This window comes from Microbacterium sp. ZW T5_56 (assembly GCF_044987425.1).
Taxonomy (GTDB): Bacteria; Actinomycetota; Actinomycetes; order Actinomycetales; family Microbacteriaceae; genus Microbacterium.
This window is the reverse complement of the sequence record NZ_JBJDRI010000005.1, coordinates 45,484-60,360: the sequence shown is the minus strand read 5'-3', so window position 1 is coordinate 60,360 and position 14,877 is coordinate 45,484. Positions and strand designations below refer to the sequence as shown.

At 63.8% G+C, this 14,877-nt stretch carries 8 protein-coding genes; 4 read left to right on the top strand and 4 right to left on the bottom strand.

Annotated elements, in window-relative coordinates:
- Nucleotides 1-55: 55 nt before the first annotated feature.
- Nucleotides 56-1,123, bottom strand: a complete 1,068-nt coding sequence (locus ACI3KU_RS03685) for a glycosyltransferase (protein ID WP_404920939.1) — start codon at nucleotides 1,121-1,123, stop codon at nucleotides 56-58.
- A complete protein-coding gene (locus ACI3KU_RS03680; protein WP_404920938.1) occupies nucleotides 1,120-2,205 on the bottom strand; it encodes a hypothetical protein in 1,086 nt (361 codons plus the stop codon). Before ACI3KU_RS03680 ends, ACI3KU_RS03685 begins: the two co-directional genes overlap by 4 nt.
- A 359-nt stretch (nucleotides 2,206-2,564) precedes the next feature.
- On the opposite strand from ACI3KU_RS03680, the gene ACI3KU_RS03675 reads away from it, so the two are divergent.
- Entirely contained in the window at nucleotides 2,565-3,191 is a 627-nt protein-coding gene (locus ACI3KU_RS03675) for a hypothetical protein (protein WP_404920937.1), read from the top strand.
- A 36-nt stretch (nucleotides 3,192-3,227) separates the two neighbouring features.
- Here the strand turns inward: ACI3KU_RS03675 and ACI3KU_RS03670 are convergent, their stop codons facing one another.
- Entirely contained in the window at nucleotides 3,228-4,487 is a 1,260-nt protein-coding gene (locus tag ACI3KU_RS03670; RefSeq protein ID WP_404920936.1) for a glycosyltransferase, read from the bottom strand.
- Between the two features lie 110 nt (nucleotides 4,488-4,597).
- Here ACI3KU_RS03670 and ACI3KU_RS03665 point away from each other — a divergent pair, with 110 nt between their 5' ends.
- From ACI3KU_RS03665 to ACI3KU_RS03655, 3 genes are all read left to right on the top strand, one after another.
- The gene (locus ACI3KU_RS03665) at nucleotides 4,598-9,364 is read left to right on the top strand and encodes a glycosyltransferase family 2 protein (protein WP_404920935.1); all 4,767 of its coding nucleotides are present in this window, start codon (nucleotides 4,598-4,600) and stop codon (nucleotides 9,362-9,364) included.
- Nucleotides 9,365-9,490: 126 nt separating this feature from the next.
- A complete protein-coding gene (locus ACI3KU_RS03660; RefSeq protein ID WP_404920934.1) occupies nucleotides 9,491-10,342 on the top strand; it encodes an ABC transporter permease in 852 nt (283 codons plus the stop codon).
- A gap of 49 nt (nucleotides 10,343-10,391) precedes the next feature.
- Complete coding sequence (locus ACI3KU_RS03655; RefSeq protein WP_404920933.1) at nucleotides 10,392-12,062, top strand: ABC transporter ATP-binding protein; 1,671 nt, start codon at nucleotides 10,392-10,394, stop codon at nucleotides 12,060-12,062.
- Nucleotides 12,063-12,188: 126 nt separating this feature from the next.
- On the opposite strand, the gene ACI3KU_RS03650 is transcribed toward ACI3KU_RS03655, so the two are convergent.
- The gene (locus tag ACI3KU_RS03650; protein WP_404920932.1) at nucleotides 12,189-14,585 is read right to left on the bottom strand and encodes a glycosyltransferase 61 family protein; all 2,397 of its coding nucleotides are present in this window, start codon (nucleotides 14,583-14,585) and stop codon (nucleotides 12,189-12,191) included.
- Between the last annotated feature and the right edge of the window lie 292 nt (nucleotides 14,586-14,877).

Below are 14,877 nucleotides of genomic sequence, written 5' to 3'. Positions count from 1 at the left end.
AGTTTCTGAGCACCCGCCCTGGCACCCCGCATTGGCACCCCGCCCCGCGGCTGCGTCAGCGCGACGCGAGCCCGAATACAAACCGCTGCAGCTGCGCCGTCTTCGCACCCCAGCCCTCCGCCGCGGCCCGTCGCACGCCGGCCGCGTTCGGCGACGGATGCGCGAGACCACGACGCAGCGCCGCGTCCGCGTCGTCACCGTCCCGATACGTGTATACCCCTGACTCCGCGTCGGCACGAAGCACCGGCGTCTCCCGAGTCACCACGGCCGTCCCCGCCGCCAGGTACTCATACAGCTTCATCGGACTGCGTCCCGCGTTGAGCGGATCATCCGACAGCGGCAGCAGCCCGACGCGCGCTCGCTGCAGCAGCGCCGGAAGCTGGTCGTAGGCGATCGCCCCCAGCATCTCGACATTCGGGGTGAGGGTCAGCGGCGCGATTCCCGGCCCTGCGACGACGAAGCGCACGTCCGGATGCATCCGTCCCCACGCAGCGAGCTGCTCCCAGTCGAATCGCCCATCGAGCGCTCCGACGTACACGCACAGCGCCTCGCGCGCATCAGACTCCTGCGGTGCGGCGAACCGATCCGCGTCGACGCCGTTCTCGATCACCAGCGTCGGAACGCCGACGTCGCCCAGTGCCCCGAGCACCGCAGACGACGTCGCCAGCACTCCGTCCGCAGCCGCGATGATGCGCTGTTGGAGACCGTGCTTGACGCCGTCGGGATACATGTCTGTCGGCCGATACACGAGTCGCTCGGTGAGCGAGCGCACCGACTCATGCCAGAGCAGCGGCTGATCGATGAGGATCGCATCGAATCGATCTGCGATCCCGTGCCGACGCAGCTCCCGATCGACCCGGAACCGCCCGTAGGGCACGGGCACGAGGGTGCGAGGGACCAGATGCGTCACGCCCGCCGCATCGCGCACCGGCCCCCGCGGCAGCATCGCGAGCGTCTGCGAGTCGATGCGCCCCGTCACCCGGTGCGCCAGCGATACCGGCGTCGACAGATGCACCACGTCGGCACCGGATTCCGCGAGCGTGCGCGCGTAGTGATGACTCCCCACGCGGAACGGACCGAACGCGTGGCTGTGGGACAGCAGCAGGAAGCGCGGGGCGCTCATCGTCGCGCCCGTCGGATGCTCTCGCGCATCCGCGATTCGACGTGGGCGATCTTGTCCGCGGCAACAGCGACGGCGGCGACGACCTCGTCGCGCCTCCCGAGCTGGTCGGTCAGCACCTGCGTGAGCGCAGCGACGTCCGCATGGGACGAGTCATAAGTGATGTCGTGCAGCCCGATGACCGCGAACGCCGCTGTGATCTTCCCCGTCGGTGCAGGGACCAACTCGACCGGCACCGCGCCGCTCAACGCGGCGAGGACCAGCACATGCATCCGATCGCTGATCACGATGCGCGCGCGGTCGTATCGATCCCGCAGAGCGCGCTCCTGAGCCACCGCGTCGGTGTCGCCCCAGGCCTCGAACTCGCCTCCGAGCGCGTCCGCCAGCTCCCGCGAGCGCTCTTCGTCTTCACGTACCTGCACGACCGTGCGGATGCGCAGGCCCTGGGCGGCAGCGAACGACCGGACCGCCTCGATCCAGGCCGGTGACGGCATCGGTCGCGCCCCGCGCAGGCTGATGATCAGCTCATCTCGTTCGGCCCAGGGATATCCCGGTCGCACTCCCGCCGCGAAGCCGATGTCGGGAACCACGTGCTTGCTGCCGGCCAACGCCGCGCTCTTCTCATCCCGCCACGTGGCCACTTGCGACAGCCGAGCCGCGACCGCGTGCAGCCACAGCGCCGGGTTCGAGGCAGCGCGGATGCCCCTCGGTGGCCGCACCACGACGCCCCGTTTGAGTCGGACGATCACCGTCTCCGCGAGGAAGACAAGCTCACGCAGGCCGTTCCCGCGGTCGAGCGGCACCTCTCCCGCCTCCAGAACCAGGACGGGTCGCCCCGGCGCCGTGGTCAGCAGCCAGAGCCAGCGCGGGACGCTGCGCTTGGTGCGCAGCACGATGGTGCCGGTGGGAACGCCGAGCTGACGCAGCCATACGTCGGGTGCTTCGCCCACGTACGCGACCAACTCGTCAGAGGTGCCCCGCGCCCAATTCAGCGTCTCCCGGCGGATCAGCGCGTCGCCGATGTTTCCCGCCGGCCCCGTGAGGGACACGAACGTGCGGGTGGGACGACGACGGGAGGAGCTCACTTCTTCAGGCTATTCGCTCCCCCGTGGGAGGAGCGTTCTCGGCACGACGTTGTCCACAGCCCCATTCACGCCCGAAGCCGTTCGGTGATACGCACATCTGACCACCGAGAGGGCTCACCATGCATTCCACCCGTTGCGAAGAATCAGTTGGAACAACCTGCATATGCGCGTGCGGAAACACGCTCCATGGACATCTCCTCGTCCGTGGATTTGTCTCGCGAGATGACGCCACGCACGCTCAGGCCCGAGACACGGTGTCTCCGCTTCGTTGGGGCGCTCTCGACGATGAGCCACGGCAGACGACATCCGCCAGCGCCAGCGCTGCTCGGTCCCCGGCGCTGAAGGGGGTTGTCAGTGAGTTGATCATCGCCGTGATCTCGGAGGCGTCGGCTCAACCCAGCGCCACCGCTCCCGACCAGCTTGACGTGATCGCAGTCCTTGCTCGAGGGATTTCGGAGGAGGTGAGTGCTCAGGTTGAGTCGCATTTGAAGGGTGATGGTGCCAAGAAGAAGCGCACCCGCCATCTGTGGTGCGTTGTGCTCGGCGCGGTCTGCCGTGCGTACGACGAGGTCGCCGGCTTCGTATCGAAGTCGCTCGACGAAGCCGTCGATGCAGTCATCGATCTGCTCCGCCGGAAAGGGACCGATAGCTACGAAGCGGCCGACATCCTGTTCAATCAGAAAGGCGTGGCGCGTGCCTTTGACATCGACGCGTTCGACTGGCTTCGCGTTCCCATCAAGCATGCCGTCAAAAGTGTCCTCGCAACCGTCGTCGCGATCGGGGAGGAAGCCACGATGAAGTATCTCCGCCTGATCGGGGCGATCGTCTGCCCTGATGCAGACCGGCATCCAGTCATCGTGAAGCACTGCATCTGGCCGCTCTTGCGCGGCCCCTTCAGCGCCTTCCTGGAGCAGGAACTGCAGCGCGAGATGCGCGAATGGTTGCTTGCGGCGTACGAGTTCTTGCCGCGACCCGAATCGCAATGACGCACGGACCAAGCGGCCGTAACGGCGGATACTCGTTCAGCGGGAGCGGAACTTCTTCAGCGCGAAGAACGCGAGCTGCGCGTCCGGGCGCCCGTCGAGAGCCTTCACCTCGGCCAGCTCAGACGGCGTCAGCGAGGCCACCTTCTTCGACGCACCGTCGAAGACGCCGTACACGACCTCCGCGATCATGTCGGTGACCTCGGGCGTGAACTCACGCCCCTGAATCTCACGAACCATCGCCACGTAACTGAGAAAGTAGCCGCCGACCGACCGAGCATCATGCAGGGTGGTGATCGTCGAACCAGGCCGGATACGACGTGCGTAGATGTCCGCGTCCGTGTGAGCGACGCGTTCTGCGTTCAGCAGCAGGGCGAACGTGTAGGGGTTGTCTTGGTGGATGATGCCCGGGATGAAGCGCGAGGCGCTGTCTCTTACGAAGGCGGTCCGTGCGATGTACATTCCCACGTGCGGGCGGTAGTCGCGATTTCGCCGCATGTCCGCGATCATCTGCGGCCCGGGCCGCACCTCGCCGTAGGCGTGCGCGCGCTGGTAGTAGGTGGAGTATCGCTTCCAGGTAGCCGCTGCCACCGTTCCATCGAGGAACGCGTAGCAGTCGAACATCAACACATCGAGGTTCTGCTCGTCTGCGCGGCGCACAAGACCGGCGAGAGTGTCGTCTGGCCAGAAGTCATCGCTGTCGAGGTAGATGAGGTAGCGCCCCGCCGCGGCGTCCAATCCAGCGTTGCGCCCGACTGACTGGCCCTGGTTGGGCTGGTCGATAATGCTGACCCGAGGGTCCTGATCCGCGAAGCGCTGCAGCACAGCGCGCGAATCATCGGTAGATCCGTCGTTGATGCAGATGACCTCGAGCGTGACCCCCGTCTGCGCCAGCACGCTTGACAGGCAGTCGTCCAGCCACGCTTCGGAGTTGTGGACGGGGACCACCACGCTCACGTCCGGCTCCGCCACGCGCACCGTGGAGACCGTACCGGGCACCGCACGGAACGGTGTGGGCTGACCCGACACCGACTCCCCCGCCACCTGGGGCCCCCGCTGCGAACCCGACACCGGCGCGCCCTCTCCCCGCGACGTCAGCCGACGACGAAGCCCACGCAGCTTCCGAGGGAGCCACGCGGCCTTGCCGCCGATGCGATACGCGGTGGACGACTCCAACGCCCGTACTTGCCGCCGCGCGGCGTCACGCTGCGCACGGACCACGTCCAGCTCCTGCTCAAGCCGATCGATGCGGGAGTCGGGTGCATTACCTCCGGTGTCAGAGGTTGAGGTTTCGGGCATTCTTGATTCTCCCATGCCCCGCATAGCGTTCGCGGGCGAGCGTATCTGTCGCAGATGGCGCCGCAAATCTCCCTGTGATCCGGCTGAAGATCGTCCGGTAGTCTCGACATGTGATTTTGCGCCCCATTACGCCCACGCCCGGCACCTGGCACACTGACGATCTTCTGATCCGTCTGGCCAACGGCGAGTCGATTGGAACGGACAGCAGCCCGACCAGTGCACCGCGCTTCACCGACCGCACGGGTGCGGCAAACGTGGACTACGGTCGGCCGACACTCGCGCTGGTCGCAAACGACTCCGAGCGATACGAACGGAATCTGGTGCTGCGGTCGACGACCTACAAGGATGACGATCTCGTCGCCTTCGGCGCGCGCACTCGCTCGTTCTGGGCCCTTGACGCCCTGATCGGGCGCAAGACGAACCGGAATCACGACTGGGCGTCCTTCCGCGAGGCCGTGCTCGATGGCGAAGCAACTGCCTCGGCCACAGACCTGTCTCTGTCGAATCTGACCACCGACACACTGTGGACGATCCTCACTATCGTTCACGAGCGCAACCTGGACTCCGAGGTGGAGCTTGAACTGCTTCGTGCGATCGCATCACGCGTGATCGGCGGCGCGGCCATCCGGAAGCAGACGATTCCCCTTCTCGTCGAGCGACTGCTTCAGGCCGGGCTCGGCGAAGAGGCGCAGGCGCTTCTCCCCAAGGTCCCCTCGGACCTGTGGTTGCGTCACGCACTTTCGGTCGAGCTCCGCCACCCGCGTTTTGGCGGATCCTACGAAGCCATGTTCCGCGTCCTGAACCAGACCTACCGCCAGCTCGCGCTTGAGGGTGTGGAGCTCACGGGCAAGGAGGGGGTCCCGCCGTTCCATCAGCTGAAGGCCGTCCCGCAGTCGTCCGCGGACAACGGCCCGCTGGTGACCGTCATCATGACGTGCTGGAACCCAGGGATCGAGATCTTCACCGCCGTCCGCTCGATTGTGGATCAGACGTACCAGAACTGGGAACTGATCATCACGGATGATGCGTCGCCGGAGGACGTCAACGAGGTGCTTGCAGAGCTTGCCGCGTTGGACTCCCGCATTCGCATTGTCCGCAATGAAGTCAATGGCGGCACGTATGTGCGTCGTAACGAAGCGATCCAGCTGGCGCGGGGCGAGTTCGTCACGATGCAGGACTCGGACGACTGGGCACACCCGCGCCGTCTCGAAATTCAGGCCCTCGATCTCGTACGCAATCCCCTGCGCCTCGCAAACGTCGTCAACGCTCTGCGGATGACCGAACAATTGTCAGTCGTTAGTCGCCGCGGAGCCAGGCTCTTCCTCGCGGAACCGGCGCTGATGTTCCGCCGAGAGGCAGTCGTCAACGCCATCGGCTACTACGACTCCATCCGCAAGAGCGCAGACACCGAGTACCGCAAGCGCCTGCAGGCGGTTACTAAGCGTGACATCCCGGTCCTGCTCCCCGGCGCTCCGCTGCAGATCATGCTCGCCGACGAGGGCAGCCTCTCGGGCGCCGACTTCGGAACCAACATCTGGAACCACCCGGACCGCCTCATCTACTGGAGCGCAACACGTCGGTATCTGCAGCGCATCGAGGCTGGCGAACAAGACCCGTATCTGCCTTTCCCGCTGCCAGAACGAGCATTCCACGCTCCACGCCGTTGGACGGGTCAAAGGGGCGAGCGCGAACGATTTGACATCATCGTCGTGCTTGACGGGCGCGAGTTCGACGCACGCAACGGGTTCCATGCCAACGTCATTGAAGAGCTGAAGGCTGCGGCCGGGTCCGGGCTGCGTGTTGCCGTAGTTCAGTCGGACGCGCTTGTCGGCCCCCGCAAAATGACGTTCTTCTCACCTGACTTCCAAGCCCTCGTGGATACCGGCATCGTCGAGCGCGTGGGCTCCGAAGACGACATCGAGGCTGATCTGGTGATCGTCCGTCATGCGAGCGCCGCTCAAGCACATCCGCTCCAGCGCTGGGCCACTGTCGCCCAGCGCGTCGTCATCATCGAAGACGCCACGGCCGGCGACGTTCGCGGATCCACGATCGCGAAGCCTGACGTGATCGAGACCGTGACGAGTTGGTTCGACGTCGAACCGGAGTGGGCGGTCGCTCCCCCGACCCTTCCGGTCCCCACGATTTCGGCTGTGTCGGTGGTCGGTGGAGATCTCAGGCTCACAATCGAAACCAACACCCCCTCGCTTGTTCAGAAGATCCGCATTTCGGACGGTGAGCACGAGCATGAGCTTGGGCCGAAGACTGCTGGCTCGCTCGCAGTCACGGCAACAGCGAAATTGGGCTCTGACCCGGCTGGCGTGTGGACAGTGAGCGTGGTCTACGACGCAGGTGAGGGTCGCTCAGTCGCACGCGCGTGTGCTCCGAATGCGCAGACCGTCATCTGGAATAAGCCCGACCGAATCGTGGTCCAGACCCCAAAGGGTGCTCTGCACGTCTTGGGGTCCGTCGCGACGGAGAATGCGCCCGCTGCAGGTGCGTTCATAGCCAGCCATGCACACGCCGAGATCGCGCGCGCAGCCGTTGTGGGCGAGCAGGTGGAACTCACAGTCGCCGGCGGGAACACGAAATCGCTCGCTGCCGTGTACGCCCTCCGTGAGGTCGACAACGCCGTCGTGCGCCGTCGGGAGTTCGCGAGCGCGACTTCCGCCGACGGCATGAAGGTGTGGCGACGTCCGCTCTCGAAGTTCGCCGGTTCGGGTTGGCAGCTCATCGGTTCTTTCCGTACGCCTTTAGGACGTGTCGAGTACCCGCTGTCGTTCGCTGAGACCGTTGTGCTCGAGGGCAACGACAACTGGTTGCCGCAGACCCGCGCGGGCGGGCGTCTGTTCGTCGGAACTCCTCAGCCGGCGCGTGTGGTCCGTGCGGTGCGGAAGGTCTCCAAGGCCATTGAGAGCCGCCTCCAGAAGCTTCCGGCACTTGCCGCGCTCGCAACGCAGAAGACAGTGCGCTCGAGCGGGGAGTCTTCTGCAACACCGCAGGCACGGCTGCACTTCGACCCCCAGTACGGTGTGCCTCGCATCCAGACGACACCCACCGTGTCCGTGATCATGCCGGTGTACAACGTGGAGCCGTATCTGGACACGGCCATCAGCTCGGTGCTCGAGCAGGATTTCTCTGATCTCGAGCTGATCCTTATCGATGACGCTTCTACCGACAACGGCCGGAAGATCCTCGCGAAATACTGGCGGAAGGACCCACGCGTCCGAGTGTTCGGTCTAGACCACAACACGCTAGGCGGCGCAGGGGTTCCGAGCAACATCGGTATTCGTGCCGCGCGCGGCGAGTTCATCGCCTTTGCGGACAGCGACGACTATGTCACGCAGACGGGTCTTGCGCGCATGGTCGCGCTTGCCGAGGAGCACGAGGCAGAGGTCGTCATCGGCGACTTCCTAAACTTCTCGGACAAGGCCACGGAAGGTGAGCGCGCATACGATCACGCGGCGTGGAATGAGTTCCCGCTCGACACGCCGATCTCGGCGTTCACCCACCCGGACCTATTCCGCCTCTCTCCCGTGCCGTGGCGGAAGCTGTATCGACGTGACTTCATGCAGGCGAATGGCATCCTCTACCCCGAGGGCGACTACTTCTACGAGGACAACCCCCTGCACTGGTTCGTGCTCTCTCGTGCACAGCGTGTGGTCGCGTGCAACGAGGTCATCAGCTATCACCGCCAGGAGCGCGAAGGCCAGACGATGGGTGCCCACGCCTACAAGCTCGGTGCCTTCGTCTCGCACGCCAACACAATTCTGAACTTCATCTCGGAGAGCACGGATGAACGTCGAGACGTCCTCTTCGAGGCGTTCTTCACGTACCTCGACCGCGGAAACTGGACGGTAAAGGCACAGACCCAGCCCGTCGCTGCGGAGCTCATCCGACGTGGGCTCGGTGATCTGTACGAGCGCGCGATGATTGCTGCTCCCACCGCACCAGTGCCCCCGCTCGTCCGGTCGCGCCTCGCCACGTTCAAGTCCGCGTACCCCGATCTCGATCTGACCATAGTTATCCCGGTGTTCAACAGCGCCGACCTGATCAGCCAGACGCTTGACTCTGTGCTGACGCTCCCCGGGCTGCGCTTCAACGTGCTTGTCGTGGACGATGGCTCAACGGATGAGTCCCTCTCGATCCTCCGCGAGTACGAAGAGAACTTCGCCAACGTGCACGTGTTCGCGCAGGGCAATCGTGGCGCCGGACGTGCGCGCAACTCGATCATTCCTCTCTGCACCGGCCGCTACACGTACTTCCTTGATGCTGATGACGTGATCGACGCCGATGCACTGGCGCTGGCCGTCGCTCAGGCGGATGCAGAAGCCGCTGACCTGATGTTCGTGAGCTACCGAATCGACTTCGTTGACGAGGGCCGCTCGCAGCCGATGTTCGGCAATGACCGTGAGATTTGGTCGATCCTCCCGGAGCTGACTCAGAACGACCAGCGACAGGCGCTCTTGGCGCAGTTGGTCAATTATCCGTGGAACCGTGTGATCCGCACATCGTTGCTGCACGACGCCAACATCTTCTTCGGCGCGACCATCGTTCACAATGACGTGCTGTTCCACTGGCACACCATCGTCAGCGCGCAGAACATCAGCTACCTGGACGTCGAGGTGTGCGCGCACCGCCGCTTTGCCACGCGCGCTCAGGTGACGAACATCAACGACGGCCGCCGCATGGCGGTGCTCGAGGCGCTGCGCAGCACGCACGAGCGCATCTCCGTCCTGGACGGATACGTAAACGTCCGCGCCGAGTGGCAGAAGTTCGCGTTGCACCTCCTGGAATGGGCCGAAGACCGCATTCCGGCGCCATTGCGCGCGGAGTACGGCGTCCGACGCAAGGAACTCACCTCAAGCTTCCTGGGATAGCAGCGGACAGTCGCGTCGTGGTGGCAGCCCGTCTATGCCGCTCGCTATCAGGGGGCCCCGTGGACGCAGAGTTAGTATCGTTTGAGGCCTGCTCGGCCGTATTGCGAGCGTACGGAAGGAGAACCTGTGGTTGACACAACCGCCGCGGTCCCCAACGGGCTCTTTCAGGTGGGCCAGCGCCCACCGTTGGGCCGTTACCTCGCGGAGGCATGGCGGCGGCGGGCATTTGGCTTCCAGCTGGCTTCGTACCGGCTTGTCTCGGACCTGATGCAGAACCGCCTCGGTGTGCTCTGGCTGGTGTTGAAGCCGCTGTCCATGGTGCTGATCTACGGCACGATCTTCCACTTCGTCCTGTCTGGTGGCTCCAGGCCTGACAGCTTTCTCCCGTTCCTGATCATCGGCGTCTTCGTCTTTGAGTTCTTTACCGGCTGCTTCGGAGCAGGGTCAAAGGCAATCACTGCAAACTCCAAGCTGGTGCAGAGCCTGGGATTCCCCCGCATCCTGCTTCCCATCTCCGTGGTGATCGAGCAGGCGTTGAAGATGGTCCCGATCATCGTCCTGCTGTATATCCTGATGCTCGTCCTCGGCGAGCCAGTCACGTGGACTTGGCTGCTCGTCGTTCCGATCCTCCTGGTGATGGGAGTGTTCAACCTCGGAGTGGCATTGATCGTCGCGCGACTTTCGACCCATGCGCGCGACGTTCAGCAGGTCATCCCGATCATCAACCGCGTGCTGTTCTACGTCACGGGCATCTTTTTCAGCGTCGACGGTGCGCTTGCCAACTACCCGACGCTGTTGACGGCAGTCCAGCTGCTGCCCACCTATGAGTTTGTGTCGCTCGTGCGATCGGTCCTGCTGGGAACCTTCACCGCTCCCGCACTGGTGTGGATCGCCGCGCCAATCTGGGCAGTGGTGACACTTGTCACCGGCACGATCTTCTTCTGGCGCGCCGAGGCGAGGTACGGTCTCAGTGACTGATACGCAGCTCCTACTTCCTGCGGATCCTGCGAATGAGTCGCGGCGTTCGATGATCATCGCTGACGACGCTCACGTCACCTACCGGGTGTATGCCTCGGGCAAGCCGGTTGGTGCGCGCAGCAAGATCCTCGGCCAGCGTGGTGGGGGCATTAACGAGGTGCACGCGCTTCGAGGGGTGAGCTTCACCGCCTCGGAAGGCGAGTCGATCGGTGTTGTTGGGCACAACGGCTCCGGAAAGTCGACGCTGTTCCGCGCTTTGAGCGGCCTCCTCCCGACGTCCGAAGGCCGCGTCTGGGCAGCGGACCGTCCGGTTCTGCTGGGTGTGAATGCCGCGCTGATGCCCGAGCTGTCTGGTGAGAACAACATCAAGCTCGGCCTCCTCGCGATGGGCTTCACCGCGGAGGAAGCGGCCTCGCAGGTGGATGAGATCGCGGACTTCGCCGAACTCAACGAGTTCATCAGCCACCCCATGCGGACGTACTCCTCCGGTATGGGCGCACGTCTGCGCTTCGCCATCGCATCTTCGCGGCCGCACTCGATCCTGCTTCTCGACGAAGCACTCGCCGTGGGAGATCGTCGCTTCCGGCTGAAGAGCGAAGAGCGCATTCGTGAACTCCGCGATGCCGCCGGGCTCGTGATGATCGTCAGCCACTCGGCAGGCTCCTTGAAGGACACGTGTGAGCGTGCCCTGTGGATCCACAAGGGGGAGCTGCGCGCTGACGGCGACGCAAAAGATGTCGTCGACGAGTACACGAGATGGACGAAGGATCCTACGAGCGTTGCCGTCGGTGCCGCATCAAAGCCCAAGCAGGCTCCGGCAACCACCGTTGCGCCCGCTGCCGGTGTCTCCACTTCCACGAAGCCAGTCCCTGTTCCGCCCGGGAGAGAAAGCGCGCGCGACAAGGCACGTCGCGAACGTTACCTTGCGAACACTCGGCAGAAGAAGCGTCGCACGGTCATGACGCTGGCAATCACGGGTGCCACCGCCGTTGTCGCGGTAGGTGCTGGAGCCGCCGTAGCGCTTGTCGCGAATCAGGCCGATCGAACGGAACTCACAGAGCTCCGCGCTGTCGTCTCTGGTTCGCCGTATTCGACGCCTACTCCCACCCCGGCTCCGACGCCCGTGCTGCCCGTGATTGCCAACTTCACAACGGCCACGACCACCGTCTACTGCGAGAGCGTGGACAGCGCCGCGGAGGCCCAGCTGGGCTGGGACGTGAGCGGAGCGTCGCGCATCACGCTCGTCGGTCCACCGTCAGATGGAAACCCCACCGGAACTCCGATTTTGGCTGATCTGCCGCCCTCATCGCCGACACAAGCGGTGCCCTTCACGTGCGCTGCTGAGTCCCAGGTCTACACGCTCGTCGCGGAAAACGCCACGGGTCAGCAGGTGAGTTCTGCGATCACGATCGCTCGCGAGCTGGCACCTCAAGAAGAGGAAACTGTGCCGGAGGAACAGCCAACGGTTCCCGACGATCAGCCCACTGAGCCTGTTCAACAACCGGACCCAGGAACTGGCACCGACCCAGGAACTGATCCAGGAACCGACCCCGGAACTGATCCGGGCACCGACCCCGGAACTGATCCGGGCACCGACCCAGGAACTGATCCGGGCACCGACCCCGGAACGACTCCCACCCCCACACCCACGCCCACTACACCGCCCACACCGGAGCCGACTGACACCAGTTCGCCGTCTGCCGATGCGGGAACCAACTGAACCTTTGTATCGCCAAGACGGTGCCTTCTGGGTGGAGGCACCCTCCGGCAGGATCCGACGGGCACAGACGGCCTGGGCGCTGTTTGCTTCAGCAAAATATCACCCAGGCCGTCTCCGCCGTTCCGGTTAGTTCAGTTCTCTCCGGAGAGCGGAGAAGGCCTGAACAACAGCTGCGTCGCTCAAGGCATCTGCTCCGTCACCGGACTCCGAAAGATCTCCGCGCGTGCGGATCGTAATGACGCCCGCGTTCTTCGTCTCGCCGACGAGGTAGCGGGATGATGACATCGCAATAGCAACCGCTGCTCGCTGAGCCGCCACCGCATCGCTCACCAGGACCCACATGGCGCTTGCCTGCGCCAACGGAACGGTCTCGTCGAAAGCGCTCTTCAGCTCACGCCAGTCGTCGGCGTACAGGATGATTGCGTCGAACCGCTCCTTCTCGGGTGCAAAGTGAGACGCATACGCCTCCAGTTCCAGATCAAACACGCTGATCCCTTCGGCAGCGTACGCCCGCGGATCGCCTTCATGCGCTGAGCTCACCGCGACACGCATAGCGCCAGAAAGTGAACGCAACTCGATGGGGTCTGGTTGGCCCACAGTAAGCACTCGCTCGGCATGAACCTGCTGCACGGCGGTAACGACCGCGACCTGCGCCTCGGTCAGCGCGGTTCGAACGGGCAGGGGCATCACGGGGACATGAAGCACATCCAGTGCTTCACCTGCATTCGGATTGATTTTGGAGACTTCACGGCCTTTGAACGCTAGCACCTTCTCCTTCTCAAGCGTGTGGAATGTCTGGTTGACGCTCCGCGCATTACCAATCGTGTGCATGTTCTCGTGCTCCGGGCCATGACGGCGGAACATCTGGAACTGCTTGTTAGAGACGTCGTCGAGCAGCAAAAGCAAATGGAAGGCGGAACCCTCCTCACCTGCGATGACCTCGGCCTGGGCGAGTGCGTCAAGCTGCTCTCGAATGCTGAGTTGTTCAGGGAACGCAACTTTCCATCCGGCGGATGCGAGACGGCGCTCAAGCGCTACCGCGCTGAGGTCGCGCACATCCGTGCCGATTCGGCTCCGTGAGAGCCACAAGTGCTCGCCGTCGTTCTGCGCGGGCCCGTGATAGCGCGCCAGATAGTCCGCGTGCTGCTGAACGATCACGTCGGAGTAGCGGAACCCCACATCGGGGAGGTGCAACGTACGGACCCGGGTGGGGTACTTAATGACGATGCGCGGATTGTGGATTCCAAGCGCGTCCAGCATCTCTTCCTGCCACCGAAGCAACTTCGACTGGCTGGCCGGAGCATCGTTCGGTGCCTTCGAATCCCAGCCGCCAACCCACACAATGGGCGCGTCAGGGTGTGCTGCGAAGTACCACGCGCGCGCCAGCGACTCCACGATGAAGTGGCCGAAGTGGTTGTAGAGAACCCCGGCGAAGATTGCCTCAGGATAGTCAGCCTCCACGGGCGGACCATACAACGCGGGGTTTACAGGAGCGCCGGTCTCCCCGCGAGTGCGATCGATCGCAGACCCGGGGATGTACTTGCCTTCGTTATCGAACACGCCCATGAGGAGCTTGCCAGGCTGCTCATCTACCCGAGTCGTCGGGTAAGCAACCGCGTCGGTGAACGCCCGGCTCTGCAGTTTCCCAGTAGTCGTTCCTTGTGGAATCGCACGGTCCCCAGCCGCTGCGGCTGGTACGCCTGTGGAGGCGGCGTCAATCGTGTTCCAGTTCAGAAGTGGCGCCCGCTCTTCAAAGGTCGCCTGAATGTCCTGAAACTCGATCGCGCGCGGAACGTACTTCTGGATTCTTCCGGTCCGGACAAGTTCGTCGAGCTTGTCGAGGAAGCGCTCTGGCTCATCGTTTGTCTCGATGCCGTCAAAGTCTGTGTAGGCATACTCCCACCACCGCGACCGAAGGAGTCGCTCCACCGTTTGTTCGGGGAAGCGATACTTGATCACCTTCGCTGGAACACCACCAACAACTGCGTACGGAGGCACGTCCTTTGTGACGAGTGCACCCTGCGCGATCACCGCACCGTCACCGATCACAATGCCATCACGCAGAACAACGTCTTTGCCAATCCAGACATCGTTACCAATCACAATCGGTTTGCGTCGATCAGCAAAGTTCCAGCCCTGCTTGACAAACCCTGACTGCTCGAGGTCAGAGGGATCCGCAGCAAATGGGTACCGGGCAGGCTTGTAGAACACCGGCGACGTACTGAAGTGCTCGACGGGATGGCCTTCAGCCATGGTGGTCACGGCCCACGCAATGCTGCTGTAACGGCCAATGGACGTATCAGTTGGCAGCGGTGACTGGATGTACGAGAACGCTCCGATCGCACAGAGATTTCCAGACGTGCGCGACTGCAATGTGTGCGGTTCGATCCGGACGTTGTCGCTGTACGAGATCTTCCCTCCCCAGCGATCGAACTGCTTGTCCCACTGGACGTGGGCGTCGTTTCGACTGAAAAGGGCCCGCAACGCGTCGTTCACGGTCTGCTGGATTACACGTGTGGTCACACCTGCCACAGTAGCGGAGCACTCGACGCCAGCGCGCCTGTGGTCACTACTGCGCGCGAAGCGCCAACGGGCCGAGATCCGGGAAGCAGCGCCAACGTTACGGCGAAGCCTGAGGTCGCGCTGGGCACCCTCCATGGCCGGAGTAGAGAGAGCGCCGCGGGTAACGCGCTCCCTACAATGCCGGAGGAGCAAACGTGATCCCGAGCGGCAAACAACCCGATCTTCATGAGGCCCTTCTTTGTTGGAACACGCCTAACGTCGTCCTCAATGAATATCCCGATCATGGCCACCC

What these genes read in the sequence shown, in the direction of transcription:
- ACI3KU_RS03685 (WP_404920939.1), bottom strand. Translation starts at nt 1,123, where the DNA reads ATGAGCGCCCCGCGCTTCCTGCTGCTGTCCCACAGCCACGCGTTCGGT.
- ACI3KU_RS03670 (WP_404920936.1), bottom strand. Translation starts at nt 4,487, where the DNA reads ATGCCCGAAACCTCAACCTCTGACACCGGAGGTAATGCACCCGACTCC.
- ACI3KU_RS03655 (WP_404920933.1), top strand. Translation starts at nt 10,392, where the DNA reads ATGATCATCGCTGACGACGCTCACGTCACCTACCGGGTGTATGCCTCG.